Consider the following 16388-nt stretch of genomic DNA (forward strand, 5'->3'; position numbering starts at 1 on the left):
TGCGATCACTTCTTGTCGGTCGAGTAGACGTCCTGAGGCGAGGCCGCGAGCTTGCGCGCGCCCTCGTCGTCCAGGCCGAGATCCACCTCGACCTCCGGCTGGTACGGCTCCACCACGAACCCCTTGTTCAGCCCGAACACGACATGCGCTCCCGCCAGCTCGGAGGGCGGCACCTCGAAGAAGAAGCGCCCGCTCTTCCAGATGTCCGGCTGCACCCACGACATGGCCATCGTGAGGTCGTTGTTGACCCGGTCGGTGGCGTCGAATCGCTTCCCGTCGGCGGTCAGCAGCTCAGGCTGGGCCAGGTGATAGGGCTTGAGGCTGGACTTGGCCGAGACGTTGACGACGAGGAAGAGGTTGTCGGTCCCGATCGTCCGGCTGCCGCTCTGGATGGACTTCGCGGCCGTGAACGAGTCGAGCCGCAGGGAGAACCGCCGGGCGTCCACCACCTCGCCCTTGGCGCCGGTGTACGTGATCGGGTCGGTGATCTCGCCCTCGGCCATGTGCAGCGTCTGCAGCCAGACGGCGCTGCCCAGCAGCACCAACCCGAAGGTGACGTTGAGTAGCCGGGTGCCGATCCCCTGTCCCCGGCCTGCCCTCCTGCTGCGGCGGCGGGGGGCGACAGTTGATCTTTGCTGCGTGGCGGTCACGTTGCGTCACCCTTCTTGACCGCCAGAGTCACCCGCGCCTTGATCTCGGGATAGAACTTCATGGTGTCGAGGTTCTCGTTGGCGACCATCCGCCAGCGTGGGACGTTGGTGTTCCACTCGGGCTCGTACTCGAACGACGCGACGTCCATCGTGATCTTCTCCGGCGGCTGCTCGTTGTCCTTGAGCCGGTAACGGACAATGACCTGGCTGGTCAGCCCCGGGTGGAGCTGGCGGGTCTCGCCCCCCTTGGCCTGCGCGAACGTGAACGGCCCCGCGTCCTTGGAGAAGGCGGGGGTGATCTTCACCAGGGAGCCGGCGAAGGAGTCGCTCGTGAAGGCCTGCTCCAGCTTCACCGGGGGCAGGCCGACCTGGTAGGTCTGGTCGCCCTTGTTGGTGACCTCGAAGACCAGCTCCACGAACCGCTTGTCCTCGGTCCACTGCGACTCGGCCTTCTCCACCGTCACGCGCGACTCGACGAACTTGGTGGAGTAGAGGCCCTGATCGAGCACCGCGCCAGGGCCCAGCGACTCGGGCTCCTCAGGGGCCTCGCTCAGTCCGCCCAGCAGAGCGGTGATGCCGATGGCGGTGAGCGCCACCAGGGCAACGGCGGGCACCACTACCGGGCGTCTGGGCTTGTCACTGCTTGCGCCGGAGGGTTCCGTCATGGGTATGGATGGTAGTAGGTCTCGCTTGTCCCATCTGCCGCAATACTCCCATCGGACTGGGAGAATTGCCGAGAAACCCTGCCGCTACGGGCCTCGAAGCTCATACGCTGTCACGGAGCGGAAAGGGTTGGCCCTTTACTCCTAACGACATATCGGCGGCCGGAGGGTCACGTGACGGACGTGCATCCCGAGCATGCCCAGCTCCAGGCGGACCGCATCTACCTGGGCTGGCAGTACATCCTGCTGCACTCCGACCCTGGCCCGCCGCCCAAGCGCCCCTCTCCCCTCGAGGATCCCGCCGACACCCCCGGCCCCGTCGACCCGGACCTGCTGCGCCGCGAGCGGCTCCAGGAGGACATGCTCAACAAGCCCGTACGGCTCGTCCGGACGTTCATGCTGGTGCTGGCCGTCCTCATCCTGGCCGCCGGGATCGCGGGCTACCTGGCGTGGCCGTTCGCGCTCGCCGGGCTCACCGCCGCCGGAGGCGTGGCGGGCATCTGCAGTTACGCGCTGCTGCAGGGCGACCGGGCGGTGAAGTACCGCGTGCTGGAGCAGCAGGCCAGGGACGAGCGCCAGCGCGAGGAACGTGACAAGGAGCTGTTCCGCGCGCAGGAGGAGCACGCCCAGCGCTACCGCGAGTGGCAGGACTCCAAGGAACGCCACGACCGGCAGCTCACGTGGTACGCGGTCGCCGTACCGGACGAGATCGACCGCATCGACGTGGCCGGTGGCACGCTCCCCGGCTGGTCGGCGCTGATCACGCTGCTCGGCGCCACGCGGCTCTACAGCGGCGGCCACCTGACCGTGCTCGACCTGTCCGAGGGCGCGATCGCCAAGGACCTGATCGAGCTGGCCCGCAAGGGCGGCGACGACCCGCTGGTCTGGGTGCTGCCGGTCGATCTGCCCAAACTCGACCTGGGCGCCACGCTCAAGCCGGAGGCGTTCGCGGACGTGCTGGCGCACGTGGTGAGCGTGAGCGAGGAGCACCGCACCACGCGCGACCTCAGCTTCGACAACGCGATCCTGGAGCGGGTGCTCGAAGTGCTCGGCGAGAACGCCACGATCAGCCAGGTCACGGCCGCGCTGCGGGCGCTCGCGCAGGTGGGCGACCCGCGCGACGACCTGAGGTTCGGGCTGATCACGGCGACCCAGCTGGAGCGCATCGGCACGCTGTTCGGCCGCGGGGTGAGCGAGCGGGTGGTGATCGAGCGGGCCTGGGCGCTGGAGTCGCAGCTGCGCAAGCTGGAGACGCTCGGCACGGAGGCCGTGCGGCTGCCGCCCGCGCGGCTGCGGGTGGTGAGCATGGACCGGCAGGCGGGCGCCTTCGGCAACCGGGTGCTCGGCACGTACGTGGCCACCGCGCTCACCCACATCCTGCGCCAGTCCCCGGCCTCGGACCGGCCCTGGTACCACACGATCATCGTGGCGGGCGCGGACAAGCTCAGAGGCGACGTGCTCGACCGGCTGATGGACGCCTGCGAGACCTCCCGTACGGGACTGGTCCTGACTTATCGGTCTTTGACCCCCACGGTGCGGGAGCGGCTCGGCAGGGGGCACGCGGCGGTGGCGTTCATGCGGCTGGGCAACGCCGAGGACGCGCGGGTCGCCAGCGAGCACGTCGGCACCGAGCACCGGCTGGAGCTGGCCCAGCTCACCGAGACGATCAGCGACTCGCTGCCCGGGCTCGACGGCGGCTACACCTCCACGATCTCCCAGATGGACGACGACAGGGAGGACCGCGACGACAACCTCGCGGATCTGGCCGGCGACATCACCGAGTCCACCGAGTGGGGCAGGACCGCCGACAAGATCTCCGAGAAGGAGCGGGTGCTGCAGCGTTCGCGCGAGTTCCTCGTCGAGCCGCACCAGCTCCAGCAGCTCCCCACGACCTCCGTGATCGTCACCGACGCCACGGCCCAGGGCAGGCGCGTACGCCTCGCCGACGCCAACCCCGCCATCCTGACCTTCCCCAAGACCACGCTCGGCGAGCTGGAGGACGTACGCGAGGCCGTGCTCGCGCTCGACCCCCAGGCACAGGGCGCCGACGGGGAGCCCCCGCCGAACCTCGGGCCACCACCGCCACGCCTGGACTGGCGCAAGGGCAGGCAATGACATGGTCAATGTCAACGTGACGAGCTGACGGTTGGCGGAATTTAACAAAGAACCGTCTGTGGGGGAATGAAATGCAGCCGAGTGTGTCGCTGAGTGGGCCCTGGTATCGAATCCAGTCGATCGCAGCGCCCTCGCGAAGCTCGTCGGCGGAGTGGGATTTCGTCACCGTGCTGCCCGCGGTGCTGTCGGCGGCGCAACGCGACCGGCCGTTCGTCATCGGGTGGCTGTCGCGGGGATCCGGCGCGCCGCTCGAGCTCATCACCAACGCCGGGCCGCTGTCGCCCCCGCGCCAGCCGCGCAGGTCCACCGACGCGCCGGGCCGCCCGAGCGGGCCGCAGCCGCTGCTGTTCCCGGGCGGGGCGCGCGGGGTGCAGCTCGACGAGGAGTATCTCGCCGACCTGGCGGACCTGGTGTGGACGCCGTGCCCGGGCCGCCAGGCGCCGCCGCTGGGGAACAAGGGGCGCGAGTTCGACCCGGACGAGCTCAGGCGGCCCACGTTGTTCGAGTCGACGCTGGTGACGCTGATGTCGCGGCCCTTCGCCTGGCTGGTGGTGGCCGAGCCGACCGACCTGCTCGACGCCGAGGTGGCGCACCTGCGTACCCAGCTCAACGTGCTCAGGCAGTACGGGGACGCCTCCGAGCGCTCCCGCTTCGACGCCGAGCGGGCCGAGCGGCGCATGCAGGAGCTGGACGCCTTCAGGGAGGCGGGGCTCTGGAACGTTCGCGTGCTGGCCGGCGGCGCCACCGCCGACGAGCTGCGGCAGATCGCGCCCGTGCTGGTCGGGTCGGTCGAGATGAGCCACCACCCGTACCGGCTGCGCAGCTCGCACGGCGCCGCCTACGGCCTGTCGGAGGCCCTCGCCATGACCATGCAGGACCCGGCGGACGGCGCCGCCGCCCCGTTCGCCGCCACCGCCGGGGCTCTGGCGGCGCTGGCCGGGCTGCCCAGGAGGGAGGTCCCGGGGGTACGCGTGCTGGAGTCGGGCTTCTTCGACGTGACGTCCGAGGCCGACGGCGGCGAGCTGGAGCTGGGCGAGATCCTCGACGGGCAGGACAGGGGGGTCGGGACGTTCCGGGTGCCGCTGGCCACGCTCAACCGGCACGCGTTCGTCACCGGGGCCACCGGCTCGGGCAAGTCGCAGACGGTGCGCCACCTGCTGGAGCAGCTCAGCCGGGCCCGCATCCCGTGGCTGGCCATCGAGCCCGCCAAGTCCGAGTACGCCGCCATGGCCGGGCGCCTCGACGACCCGATCACCGTCATCAACCCGTCGGCGCCGGACGGCGTGCCGTTCAGCATCAACCCGCTCGAACCCGAGCCCGGCTACCCCGTCCAGGCCCACATCGACATGGTCAGGGCGCTGTTCATGGCGGCCTTCGACGCCGAGGAGCCGTTCCCGCAGATCATGTCGCTGGCGCTGCAGCGCGTCTACGAGTCCACCGGCTGGGACGTCGTCACCGGCGGCGCCGTGCCGGGCTCGAACGTCCCGCCCAGCGTCCCCACCCTCGAACAGCTCCAGCAGCACGCCATGGACGTGATCAAGGAGATCGGCTACGGCCGCGAGGTCCAGGCCGACGTCGAGGGCTTCATCTCGCTGCGGCTGCGGTCCCTGCGGGTCGGCTCGGCGGGGCGCTTCTTCGAGGGCGGCCATCCCGCCGACATCGGCGGCCTGCTGGAGCGGGACGTCGTGCTGGCGATCGAGGACGTGGCCAACGACGAGGACAAGGCGTTCCTCATGGGCACGCTGATCATCCGGATCGTCGAGCACCTGCGGATGCGGGCCCGCCGCGAGAAGTCCCACGAGCTGCGCCACGTCATCGTGATCGAGGAGGCGCACCGGCTGCTGCGCGACCGCGGCCACGGCCGGGCCTCCACGCACGCGGTGGAGCTGCTGGCCGGGCTGCTGGCGGAGATCCGCGCGTACGGCGAGGGCATCGTGGTGGCCGAGCAGATCCCGACCAAGCTCGTCTCCGACGTCGTCAAGAACACCGCGCTGAAGGTCGTGCACCGGCTCCCGGCCGAGGACGACAGGAAGCTCGTCGGCGCCGCCATGAACCTCAGCGACGAGCAGTCCCGCCACGTGGTCTCGCTGCAGCCGGGCTCGGCCGCGGTCTTCGCCGACGGGATGGACCGGCCGCTGCGGGTCCGCGTACCGCTGGGGGAGGCCCGCGAGAAGGTGCTGCCCGGCCCGCCGCCGCCCATCCGCGGCCGCCGGTCCGCGGCGTGCGGCGCGTCCTGCCGCACCGGGCAGGCGTGCACGCTGGTGGAGCTGCGCGAGGCCGACGTGCTCGCCGACGCCCCCGAGTGGGCCTGGCTGCGCATCTGGTGCGACACGGTCGTGCTCGCCTTCGTCAGCAACCGGCCGCTGCCCGGCGTGCCGCGCGCCCTGGGCTCCGCCTGGTCCGAGCTGCCGGCCCGGCGCGGGGAGTGTCTGCTGGCGACCCTGATCGAACGCTCGGTGCAGCGGCGCGCCTGGTCGCTGCGCAGCTGGTTCGACCCCGCCCTGCTCACCGAGAAGGCCGCGGAGACCGCCACGCGGCTGCTCGCCGGGCTCGACGGGGGCGGGGAGCGGCCGGGGGCGTCGTGGGTGATCCCGCAGGTCCGGTGGCTGCACGAGGTGGACAGGCTCTTCCCGTACGGCCACCCGGCGCCCAACCTGCGCAGCCCGGCGCCGCCCATGGAGTACGCCCTCTTCCGCCAGCCCTCGAACGGCAACGGCGCCAACCCCGACCTCGTCCACACCGAACTGCTCGGACACCGCGCCAAGGCGCTGCGGCACCACCCGCTGTCGATGGAGGTGGACCGCAACCGGGCGCTGGCCTGGCGGGTCATCCTGGGGGACGACGAGAACGAAGGGGTGCAGCGGGACATCACGACGGTGGCGATCGGGATCGAGTCGTCGGCGCGGTTGCGGCATGTCGGGCAGACGATGGGGGCGGGGTGGCTGGAGAGCGTGCTGTCGTGGCCGCGCCGCTTCGTCCTGCCGTTCGACCACGGCGGCGCCCCGGAGATCGCCTTCGCCGACACCGCCCCCTCGCCCTCCTGACTTTCCTGGCCTCTTGGCCTCTTGGCCTCCTGGCCTCCGGGTCTCAGCGGTCGCGGCGGCGGTGTCTCAGCGGTCGCGGCGGCGTTCGAGGCGCTTGCGGCGGGCCACCTCCCGCCTGTGTTCCGCCGCCTCCCGCCGCCGGGCCCGCCGGTTATCCGCCGCCTCCGTCTTCCGGCTCTCCAGCTCCAGCCGCAACGCCTCCTGGGAGGCCGTGCTCCGGCGGGACACCTCGGCCGCCGCCCGGGCCGCCAGTTTCGCGGCCCGCTTGGGGTTGACCCGCCCGGCCTCCCGCCCCTGCGAGGGGGCCGGGGGCGCGGCGGCCGCCCGTTCGAGCAGCGCGACGCCGTGCCGCCGCAGGAACTCGTACAACTCCGGATCGGTGGGCTCGGACCCGAACGTGAACCGGGTCGCCCGGACCGTGCCGTCCTCGACGATCTCGAGTACGCCGACCCAGAACGGGCCGTCCAGATAGACAGACATCGTCACCACGTCGCCCTCCATGCGCGTATGCCGAAATGACGGCCTGTCGAGGCCGCTTCCGGCACACCGGACATCCCATGGAAGGGCGGATACGTGAAGCTTCGCCCGGGCTACCGACCGGGCCGCGTTTTCGTGTGCAGCTCCAGACTATCGGCCAATGCCGACTAGGATCCTTGGGCATGACCCAGCTTCCTCTGCGGGCCCAGCTCGCCAGCGCCCTGGGCCGCAGTGCCGCCACGCTGTCCAAGATGACCGGGCGCGGGGACGGCTCGGTGATCGGCGGGCGAGTGGGCCTGCTGCTTGAGCCCGACCTCCTGCGCAAGCTGGCCCGCGACCGCAAGCTGGCCCTGGTCAGCGCCACCAACGGCAAGACCACCACGACGAGATTGATCACCTCGGCGCTGCTGGAGCTCGGCGACGTCGCCACCAACGCGCTGGGTGCCAACATGCCCGCCGGCCACGTCTCGGCGCTCTCCCAGAACAAGAGCGCCCCGTACGGCGTGCTCGAAGTGGACGAGAAATACCTGCCGGAGGTCCTCGACACCACCGGCGCGGGCGTCGTGTGCCTGATGAACCTCAGCCGCGACCAGATGGACCGTGCCGCCGAGATCTGGCTGCTCGCGCAGAAGTGGCGCAGGGCCCTGTCCGGCAAGCCCACCCACGTCATCGCCAACTGCGACGACCCGCTCGTGACCTGGGGCGCCTCCACGGCAGCCAAGGTCACCTGGGTCTCCGGCGGCCAGCGATGGAAGGAAGACTCCTGGTGCTGCCCCGAGTGCGGAGGCCCGCTCGACCGTAAGGACGCCGACTGGGCGTGCAAGGAGTGCACGTTCCACCGGCCGGAGCCGCAGTGGGCGATCGACGACGAGGTGGCCGTCGATCCGCGCGGGCAGCGGTGGCTGCTCGACATCCAGCTTCCCGGACTGGCCAACCGCTCAAACGCGGTGATGGCGCTGGCGGTGGCCGAGGCGTTCGGGGTGCCGGTGGAGCGGGCGCTGCCGCGGCTGCGCCAGGTCACCTCGGTGGCCGGCCGCTACACCACGGTCGAGCGCGACGGCCGCCACGCGCGGCTGCTGCTGGCGAAGAACCCGGCGGGGTGGCTGGAGGCGTTCGACGTGGCCGACCCGCAGCTGCCGATCATCCTCTCGGTCAACGCCAACGGGCCCGACGGGCGCGACACCTCGTGGCTGTGGGACGTCGACTACCGCATCCTGCGCGGGCGCCCCGTCTTCGTTACGGGCGAGCGCCGCCTCGACCTGGCGCTCCGGCTCGACGTGGCGGACGTGCCGTTCACGCTGTGCGGCACGTTCACGGAGGCGCTGGCCATGCAGCCTCCCGGCCGGGTCGACGTCATCGCCAACTACACCGCCTTCCAGCAGATCCGAACGGAGTTCGGCCGTGCCGTCTGACAGCGCCCTTCGCATCGTCTGGATCTACCCTGACCTGCTGAGCACGTACGGCGACCAGGGCAACGTGCTCGTCCTGGAGCAGCGCGCCAACCGCCGGGGGATCGCGACCGAGACGATCCACGTACGCTCGGCGGACCCGGTGCCGGAGACGGGCGACATCTACCTCATCGGCGGCGGCGAGGACCGCCCCCAGATCCTGGCCGCCGAACGCCTGCGCCGCGACGGCGGCCTCCACCACGCCGTCGCCCGCGGCGCCGCCTTGCTGGCGGTGTGCGCCGGATACCAGATCATGGGCAGCACGTTCGGGGGCGAGGAGGGCCAGCCGGTCGACGGGATCGGGCTGCTGGACATCGCCAGCTCCCGCGGTCCCGCCCGAGCGGTCGGCGAGCTGGCCGCCGAGGTGGACGCGGCGCTCAACCTCCCGACCCTGACCGGCTTCGAGAACCACATGGGCGTCACCCACCTGGGCCCGGGCGTCAAGCCCCTGTCCAAGACCCTCGTCGGGGTGGGCAACGGAGACGGCTTCGAGGGCTGCTACGCGGGTCACGTGGTGGGCACCTACCTCCACGGCCCGGCCCTGGCCCGCAACCCGGCCCTGGCCGACCTGCTGCTGTCGTGGCGGGTGGGCGACCTGGCCCCCCTCGACAACTCCCGCTACGACGCCCTGCGCCAGGAACGCCTGGCCGCCGTCCTGCCCGGCTGACCGGCCGGTTCACGCGGCGGGGGCGGCCGTCTCCTCGTCGCGGGGGAAGAAGGGCAGCTCGAGGTGGACGCGGTCGGCGGCGGCGAGGATCTTCGCGGCGTCGTCGACCGGCGGGTGGATGTGCTGGTTGATCCGCTGCTTGACCTCCTTGCCCGCGGCGCCCGAGGCCATCACCCGGCGGTCCCAGCCCCTGGTGAAGATCCCGCCGGCGCCGCCCAGGTCCAGGCAGGTGACGTACGGGCCGGGGGTGAAGTCGCGTAGCGGCATGCCGAGCAGGTCGGCCGCCGCGTTGTACCCGGCGACCTTGCCGAGCGGGGTGGCATGCTGGCAGGCCTGCATGACCGTGTGCTCGGCGTCGAACGCCGCGGCGGCCGTGTCGCCGGCGGCGAACACCTCGGGCAGGGCGCGCAACTGCTGGTCCACCGGCACCCGGCCGAGGTGATCGAGCTCGTCGGAGATCTGCCGGGTGAGCTCGCTGGCCCTCATCCCGACCGACCAGACCACCGCGTCCGCCTCGACCCGGGTGCCGTCGGACAGGACGGCGTACCCGTCGCCGACCTCCGTCACCGTCGTCCCTAGGCGGCGTTCGACGCCCAGCCGGTCCAGCGCCGCCTCGATCTCCTCGCGCGGTCCCGGGCCGAGCCGGTCCCCGACCACCTGCGACCGGTCCACCAGCAGGACCCGGCCCCGGGCGGCCAGCTCGGTCGCGGCCTCCAGGCCCACGAACCCGGCGCCGACGACCACGGCGGAGTAGTCCTCTCGGTCGCGCAGCTGCTCGGTGAGCCGCCGGGCCCCGTCCAGGGTGTCGATGTCGAAGAGCCGTTCGGCGCCGGGCAGGCCCTCCGGCCGGACGAGCTTGCTGCCCGCCGCCAGCACCAGGCGGTCATAGCCGATCTCCCGGCCGTCGGCCACCACCACGCGGCGGCCGGTGTCGATCGTGCTCACCGAGGCCCGCAGGTGCTCGACGCCGATCGGCCCGAGGATCCTGGCGAGCTCCACCTTGGCCAGGTCCGGCTCCGGCTCGTACAGGCGGGGCCGCAGCACCAGGTGCTCGTTCGGCGAGATGAGCGTGATGCGCAGGTCCGCCGCCCCGCGCGCCAGCGCCGCTCCCGCCGCGCTCCACACGCCCGCGAAACCGCCTCCGATGATCACAACGTGCGCCACTGTCTTGTCCTCTCTCAGCCTCGCCCCCGGGGGGATCGGGGGCCGGTCGGCAGGGAGACAAGACGGCGGGGTCAGATGTGACCGATGCGGGCGAGCTTCTCCGGATTCACTAGCCTCCTGAACGTCGTGATCCGCCCGTCGGCGATCTCCACGGTGTCGAGCCAGACCAGCTCGCCGCCTTGGTAGGTCGCCAGGGCCGGGTGCCCGTTCACCTCGATGACCTCGAACGCGTCCGGCCGCCTGAGCTCGATCTGCCTGGCCGCCAGCAGCGCGATCCGCTCGGCGCCCCGGATCGGCCTGCGCGCGGCGGTCGCCTTTCCGCCGCCGTCGGCGACGTACACGGCCTCGGGGTGCAGCAGCTCGACGAGCCCGGCTATGTCACCCGCGTCGGCGGCCGCCCTGAACGCCTTGAGCACGCGTTCGGTCTCGGCCCTGGACGCCCGGGGCCGCTCCTGGACCGCGGCGACCCGCGCCCGCGCGCGGGAGGCGAGCTTGCGGCCGGCGGCGGGCGTGCTGTCGAGCACCTCGGCGATCCGGGCGAACGGGAAGTCGAAGACGTCGTGCAGCACCAGCGCGACGCGTTCGGCAGGGGTGAGCGTCTCCATGACCACCAGCATCGCGGTGCTCACCGACTCGTCCATGAGCACCCGGGCGGCGGCGTCCGGCCCGGTCAGCAGCGGTTCGGGCAGCCAGGGCCCGACGTAGGACTCGCGCCGGACGCGCGCCGACTGCAGCACGTTGTAGGACGTCCTGGCGGCCACGGTCACCAGCCAGGCCCGCAGATCCCGCACTTCGGACAGGTCGGCGGCGGCGGCGCGCAACCAGACCTCCTGCGTCACGTCCTCGGCCTCGGTCACGGTGCCGAGGATCCGGTAGGCCGCCCCGAAGACCGCGGAGCGATGCGACTCCCATTCGGCCTCCGCCAACGCGCCGGTCATCTCCGCCTCCTCTGGAAGAGCGATCGACCCCCGATCCTAGGCAAACCATCTCCGACCGCCCGAACGGCGGGTTGTGCTCGTGATGCGTACCGGAGATCGGACAGCGCAGGACGGCCGGGTGGGACCGCATCGAGCCCGACGGCGCGAAACCGGCCGGCTCCCTGGAGGACGCGGTCCGCGACCGGCCCCGATGACGGATGGGCGGTCGGATCCCACTACGCAGTGCCCGAGGACGAGCCGGTGGGTGGTGGCTCGTGGAACGGATGGACGCGTGCTGGCGATTATCCCGCCACGGCTATCCCGCCACGGCGTGCGCGATGGGTGTGTGACCCAGCTACGCGTCAGCGCCTGTTTCTGAGTTGTACGTCTCGGGCCGGCGCCGGCCCACGAGTTCTTGCGTACCCAGGGTGGTGATCAGTGCGAGAAGATCGGCGTCTTCCGTGCCGGTCTCGGCGGTGTAGACCATGATGCGCAGGTCGCTGCCGGCTACGGTGAGGATGTCGCAGTCGAGGGTGACGGCGCCGACGTGCGGGTGGTCGATCGTCTTGCGGGCCGCCTCGTGGCGACCGGCGATGCCGGTGTCCCACAACTCGGCGAACAGGTCACTTTGTCCGAGCAGTTCGTCGATCAGCCGCCTGAGCCGCTGGTCGGCCGGGTAGCGGGCGCTGGCTGTGCGCAGGTCGGCGACCAGTGCGGTCTGCAGGGCGCGCCGTGACTGCGGGGTGTGCCGCACGCGGTCGCTGGGGCCGAGGAAGTTGCGCCACACCCCGTTGCGCTGGTGGCCGCGCCATCGGGTGGGATCGCCCATGAGGGCGGCGTAGGGCGGGTTGGCCAGCAGGAGCGTCCAGGCGGCGTCGAAGACGGCGACAGGGGTGTGGGTCAGCCGGTCCAGCAGGCGCTGCACGCTGGGCGTGAGGTAGGCGGGCACGCTGTCCGGTCCCGGCGGCTGCAGCCCGCCCAGCTGGAAGAGGTGTGCGCGCTCGGGGCTCGACAGCCGCAGGGCCCTGGAGAGGGCTTCGATGACCTGCTGCGAGGGACTGGTGGCGCGGCCCTGTTCGAGGCGGGTGATGTAGTCGACCGAGATCCCGGCCAGCTGGGACAGCTCCTCGCGTCGAAGCCCTGGGGTACGCCGCTGGCCGCCGGCGGGAAGTCCGGCGGCTTCCGGCGTGATCCGTTCGCGCCACCGGCGCACTGCCTGCCCGAATTCCGTCGTCGCCATGGTTGCCAGTGTGCCTGCCCCGTTGCGGGCCTGCCTGGTACCGGCGTTCCCAGGAAGACCAGACGCCTGGCTGGTCGTACGGCCGTGTCGCAGGCTTGAGGCCGGTCGCACGGTCGTGCCGCAGGCTCGCGGCCGGTCGCACGGCCGCGTCGCAGGCTCGCGGCTGGCCGTGCGGCCGTGTCACAGGCTTGAGGCTTGTCGTACGGCCGTGTCGCAGGCTCGCGGCGTGATCACGAACCACGATCACTTCTCGCAGAGCGGGCGGCGGAGCCGAACCCTGGCCGCCACGGCCCGGCAATGGAAAGGAACAACAGTGAGCAAGCTCGCACTCGTCACCGGCGCCACCTCCGGCATCGGAAAGGCCTTCGCCGAGCGTCTGGCCGCCGACGGCTATGACCTGGTGATCGTGGGCCGGCGCAAGGACCGCCTGGAAGAGTTCGCCGCCGCGCACCCCGAGGTCAAGGTCCAGGCCGTGGCCGCCGACCTGTCCACCGCCGCAGGCATCGCCACGGTCGCCGAGATCTGCGCGACCGAGCCGCTGACCATGCTGGTCAACAACGCCGGTGTCGCCCACTACATGCCGCTCGCCGAGCTGCCCGCCGACAAGGCCGCAGAACTCGTCAGCGTCAAGGTCCTCGCCCCCACCATGCTCACCCGTGCCGTGGTCGCGGGCATGCAGGCACGCGGCGAAGGCACCATCGTCAACGTGGCCGGCATGATCGCCTTCAGCGGCCCCGCCCCGCACTCCCAGATGCCCCGCCGAGCTGTCTACGGCGGGAGCCTGGCCTACCTCGTCGCCCTCTCCCAGACCCTCAGCGCCGAGCTCGAAGGCACCGGCGTCAAGGTGCAGGTCGTGTGCCCGGGCGTGGTGGCCACCGAGTTCCACGAGCGCCAGGGCCTCGACATGAGCAGGGTGCCCCGCATGGCGGCCGACGACGTCGTCACCGCCAGCCTGCGCGGCCTGGAACTGGGCGAGACCGTCTGCGCCCCGGGCGTGGAGGACGCCGGCCTCCTCGACGCGGTTTTCCAGGCCGACCTCGCCGCCTTCGGAGCGCAGCGCCCCGAGCTGGCCACCCGCTACCGCGCCGCCTGAACCGACGTCCGCACCCTTGACATAGCCTGCTCGGGCCCCACGAAGCCCGCACTGACCAGCCTCAATGCGCTCGCGCTGTACTTGGTGACAGCCTTCTCAACGGCCGGCCGACTGTGGCGGGGGCCCGTCCGGCCGTCTCCGGCCGACCTCGCCGCCGTCCCAGCCCCATCGGCGCCCGCTGCTGACCGTCCCGCGGGCGCGGGCGCGGGGGCGACATCGGGCAAGAACCTGGAGAAGGCGCTGAAACGAGCCACAGAGTTCCTCAGTGTCGGACCGGGGTTACTGCCGCTGCCGTTGCCGTTGCCGTTGCCGCTGTCGCTGTCGCTGTCGCTGTCGCTGCGGCTGCGGTTGCCGCCGGAGGCGCCGCACCGGCGGATGACGGCCCTGGCCCGGTACGGCGTGCGCGTCACGACGCCCCAGTCGCCTGATCTCATGATCAATAGGCCCCTGCGGAGACGCCCGCAGAGGCCTATCGATGACCCGGCACTATCTCGTCATGCCTCAGGGCTCGACGAGGCCGACCGTGAACGCGTAGTCGTCCAGGGTGAACTGAGTGATGCCCGTGATGCGCAGCGCTTGCACCCGGACGGTGTAGGTGCCCGCGCCCAAGGGAGCAGAGAAACGCTCAAGGGCGTGAGCCTCCTCGGCGCCACCGGGGCTGTCGAACTTGTAGTCCGTACTCGTGACCGGTTGCAGCTCGGTGGTCGTCCCCGCGGAGTTGATCACGACGATACGCACGGAGCACCATGCACTGGCGTCGCCGGCGCAAATGGACTCGGCGGTGAAGCGGGCGTCGACGAATCGCGTCGTCCCCGAGGGCACGGTGACGTTGACAGACGCCGTCGGGATATTCCCCCAGGCTCCGACTGTCTGGGCGGTCCACGGGCTGCTCTCCCCGGTGTAAGACTGAGCGCTGGTCTGCGTGCCGGTCTGGGAACTGGACACGGCATCGGCGGCAGTGATCGTCAGCGCGAGAGCGCCGGACAGCGCCGCCGCGGCGAACGCGGCCTTGATGAGTCTGGACAACGGGGTTCCTCTCTGCTCGCGCGAAGCCGTGCGCTCCGCGATGGGGCGTTCCTGGAACCACGCTGACGAGAATCCCGTGACCGGTGAAGCCCTGCCCGAATCATCCGTACAAGTCCGTACAACCCCCCCACCCGCCCCCGTCCGCCATCCCGCTCCCGTCCGCCCTAACCGGCCCGGCCCCCCGGCCCGGCCCCCCGGCCCGGCCCCCCGGCCCCCCGGCCCGGTCTCCTGCCCAGCCCGCCGCTGCCTCCGGGACGGGGCGCCCGATCGCGCCCACCCAGCAGGGAAGGGACCGCCCGGCCGGCGGCGCCACGGTCGTCCGGCCTTCCCCCCTCGTCCGGCCCTGCCAGCCCCCTCCGCGCCTGCCCGCCCCCTCCGCGCCTGCCCGCCCCCGTCCGAAGCTGCTCGCCGCCTGCCCGTGCCTGCCCGCGCCAGCGCGTCGACCAGCCGGTCGGCGGCGCATGTTCGAGCCGCAAGCATCCCTGGGCGCGCTCGGCGATCTGGAAGATCGGATACATCCGGATATACATCACCGCCAGCACGGCGGGGCCGAGACGATCGCCGCCAGCCCCAGCGTCACGAGGAATGGGTTGCCGAAGGCGTTTGGCCGGGTATGCCGACGCGCGGGGACGCGGATGGCCCCTTCAAAGCTCCTGGTGCCGCGGGTGGCTCGACAGTGGGTCTCCATATCTATGTCGATGACGTGGACACGCTCAGCGCCCAGGCCGTCCGCGCCGGCGCCGAGTTGCTCCAGCCTCCGACCGACATGTTCTACGGAGCCCGGTCGGCCATGCTGAGAGACCCATTCGGGCACCTGTGGGTCCTTCTGACCCACACCGATGCTGGTGTCTCCCGCAACGAAGAAGCTGCCTGCTCATGCGAGGCCTGCCGGTTCGGCCGCGGAACCGATCACCCGACCCGGCAGCCCCGCTACACCACCGACATGAGTGACGCCGGATGGCAGGTCATCGAACCGCTGATGCCCTGGCCCGCCTGGTTGACGGCAACGGCGGACGACCCGAGAAGTACTGCCGCCGTCTGATCATGGATGCCATCCGGTACGTGGTCGACAATGGTTGCAAGTGGCGCAATCTGCCCGCCGACTTCCTGGTGCCCTGGCGTACCGTGCATGCCATCTTCACTCGCTGGTGGCAAGACGGTGATGTCTATGCTCTCCATAACGACCTGCGCGAACAGGTCCGCGTGACCGAGGGACGCGAGCCGGAGCCCAGCGCGGGGATCATCGATTCGCAGTCCCTGCGGGCCGCCGAGACCGTCGCCCGTGACTCGCGCGGATACGACGCCGCGAAGAACGTGCAGGGCACCAAGCGGCGCATCATCGTGGACACCCTGTGCCTGCTGCTGGTCGTCATCGTCACCGCCGCCGGCGCCCAGGACCGCGACGGCGCCAAGCCCGCGCTGGAACGCCTGCACGACTGGCACGAGAGGATCTCGTTGGTCTGGCCGACAGCGCGTACGCCGGCAAGCTCGTGTCCTGGGCCAAGAAGCATGTCCAAGTCACCCTGGAGATCATCAGACGCCGCGATGACATCAAAGGGTTTGTTTCCTCCCTCGCAGGTGGGTGGTGGAGAGGACCCTGTCGTGGATCTCCCAGCGCCGGCGGTGCGTCCGCGACTATGAGCGCTTATCCGAGCACCACGAGGCCATGGTCCTGTGGGCGATGATCATCCCCATGGGGCGACGACTCGCCCGATCCGCGTCTCCCGAATCCGCCTGACGATCAGTTTGTACACGGGCACTCAGCTTGTTCTTAAACCAAATTCTTGGGCGTATGCCCTGATCAGAGGCTTATAGCATCTATCCGCATATAGCGGACTGTGTCTTTACAGTTACGGCGTGTCGCCGTGACATGTTGCGGCCACCG

General features: G+C 71.2%; 14 protein-coding genes. 7 read left to right on the forward strand and 7 right to left on the reverse strand.

Annotation, left to right across the window (positions count from 1 at the left end):
- Positions 1-5: 5 nt before the first annotated feature.
- Positions 6-650 carry a hypothetical protein gene (locus ACFKCF_RS52240; protein ID WP_394503677.1) on the reverse strand — a complete coding sequence of 215 codons (645 nt, stop codon included), beginning with the start codon at positions 648-650 and terminating at the stop codon, positions 6-8.
- Positions 647-1315 carry a hypothetical protein gene (locus tag ACFKCF_RS52245; protein WP_394503679.1) on the reverse strand — a complete coding sequence of 223 codons (669 nt, stop codon included), beginning with the start codon at positions 1313-1315 and terminating at the stop codon, positions 647-649. Before ACFKCF_RS52245 ends, ACFKCF_RS52240 begins: the two co-directional genes overlap by 4 nt.
- Before the next feature lie 171 nt (positions 1316-1486).
- On the opposite strand from ACFKCF_RS52245, the gene ACFKCF_RS52250 reads away from it, so the two are divergent.
- Positions 1487-3427, forward strand: coding sequence for a hypothetical protein (locus ACFKCF_RS52250; RefSeq protein ID WP_394503681.1), 1941 nt, complete (start codon positions 1487-1489; stop codon positions 3425-3427).
- A 167-nt stretch (positions 3428-3594) separates the two neighbouring features.
- The gene (locus ACFKCF_RS52255) at positions 3595-6471 is read left to right on the forward strand and encodes an ATP-binding protein (protein WP_394503683.1); all 2877 of its coding nucleotides are present in this window, start codon (positions 3595-3597) and stop codon (positions 6469-6471) included.
- Between the two features lie 66 nt (positions 6472-6537).
- Here ACFKCF_RS52255 and ACFKCF_RS52260 read toward each other — a convergent pair whose 3' ends face one another.
- On the reverse strand, positions 6538-6951 hold the full coding sequence (locus ACFKCF_RS52260) for a YjdF family protein (RefSeq protein ID WP_394503706.1): 414 nt from the start codon (positions 6949-6951) through the stop codon (positions 6538-6540).
- Positions 6952-7130: 179 nt separating this feature from the next.
- Between ACFKCF_RS52260 and ACFKCF_RS52265 the strand changes: the two genes are divergently transcribed.
- A complete protein-coding gene (locus ACFKCF_RS52265; RefSeq protein WP_394503685.1) occupies positions 7131-8360 on the forward strand; it encodes a MurT ligase domain-containing protein in 1230 nt (409 codons plus the stop codon).
- Positions 8350-9063, forward strand: a complete 714-nt coding sequence (locus tag ACFKCF_RS52270) for a type 1 glutamine amidotransferase (protein ID WP_394503687.1) — start codon at positions 8350-8352, stop codon at positions 9061-9063. The genes ACFKCF_RS52265 and ACFKCF_RS52270 overlap by 11 nt, the downstream gene beginning before the upstream one ends.
- 9 nt (positions 9064-9072) lie before the next feature.
- On the opposite strand, the gene ACFKCF_RS52275 is transcribed toward ACFKCF_RS52270, so the two are convergent.
- The 3 genes from ACFKCF_RS52275 to ACFKCF_RS52285 form a co-directional block, all read right to left on the reverse strand.
- Complete coding sequence (locus tag ACFKCF_RS52275) at positions 9073-10227, reverse strand: NAD(P)/FAD-dependent oxidoreductase (RefSeq protein WP_394503689.1); 1155 nt, start codon at positions 10225-10227, stop codon at positions 9073-9075.
- 71 nt (positions 10228-10298) lie between these two features.
- A complete protein-coding gene (gene sigJ, locus ACFKCF_RS52280; protein ID WP_394503691.1) occupies positions 10299-11165 on the reverse strand; it encodes an RNA polymerase sigma factor SigJ in 867 nt (288 codons plus the stop codon).
- A gap of 334 nt (positions 11166-11499) precedes the next feature.
- The gene (locus tag ACFKCF_RS52285; protein WP_394503693.1) at positions 11500-12384 is read right to left on the reverse strand and encodes a helix-turn-helix transcriptional regulator; all 885 of its coding nucleotides are present in this window, start codon (positions 12382-12384) and stop codon (positions 11500-11502) included.
- A gap of 313 nt (positions 12385-12697) precedes the next feature.
- On the opposite strand from ACFKCF_RS52285, the gene ACFKCF_RS52290 reads away from it, so the two are divergent.
- Positions 12698-13477, forward strand: coding sequence for an SDR family NAD(P)-dependent oxidoreductase (locus ACFKCF_RS52290; RefSeq protein WP_394503695.1), 780 nt, complete (start codon positions 12698-12700; stop codon positions 13475-13477).
- 501 nt (positions 13478-13978) lie between these two features.
- Here ACFKCF_RS52290 and ACFKCF_RS52295 read toward each other — a convergent pair.
- Complete coding sequence (locus ACFKCF_RS52295) at positions 13979-14503, reverse strand: hypothetical protein (protein ID WP_394503696.1); 525 nt, start codon at positions 14501-14503, stop codon at positions 13979-13981.
- 613 nt (positions 14504-15116) lie between these two features.
- Here ACFKCF_RS52295 and ACFKCF_RS52300 point away from each other — a divergent pair.
- Positions 15117-15545: a VOC family protein gene (locus tag ACFKCF_RS52300; protein WP_394503698.1), complete on the forward strand. Its 429-nt coding sequence runs from the start codon at positions 15117-15119 to the stop codon at positions 15543-15545.
- Positions 15546-15547: 2 nt separating this feature from the next.
- On the forward strand, positions 15548-16144 hold the full coding sequence (locus ACFKCF_RS52305) for a transposase (protein ID WP_394503700.1): 597 nt from the start codon (positions 15548-15550) through the stop codon (positions 16142-16144).
- The last annotated feature ends 244 nt before the right edge of the window (positions 16145-16388 follow it).

The organism is Nonomuraea sp. JJY05 (assembly GCF_043496855.1).
GTDB lineage: Bacteria > Actinomycetota > Actinomycetes > Streptosporangiales > Streptosporangiaceae > Nonomuraea.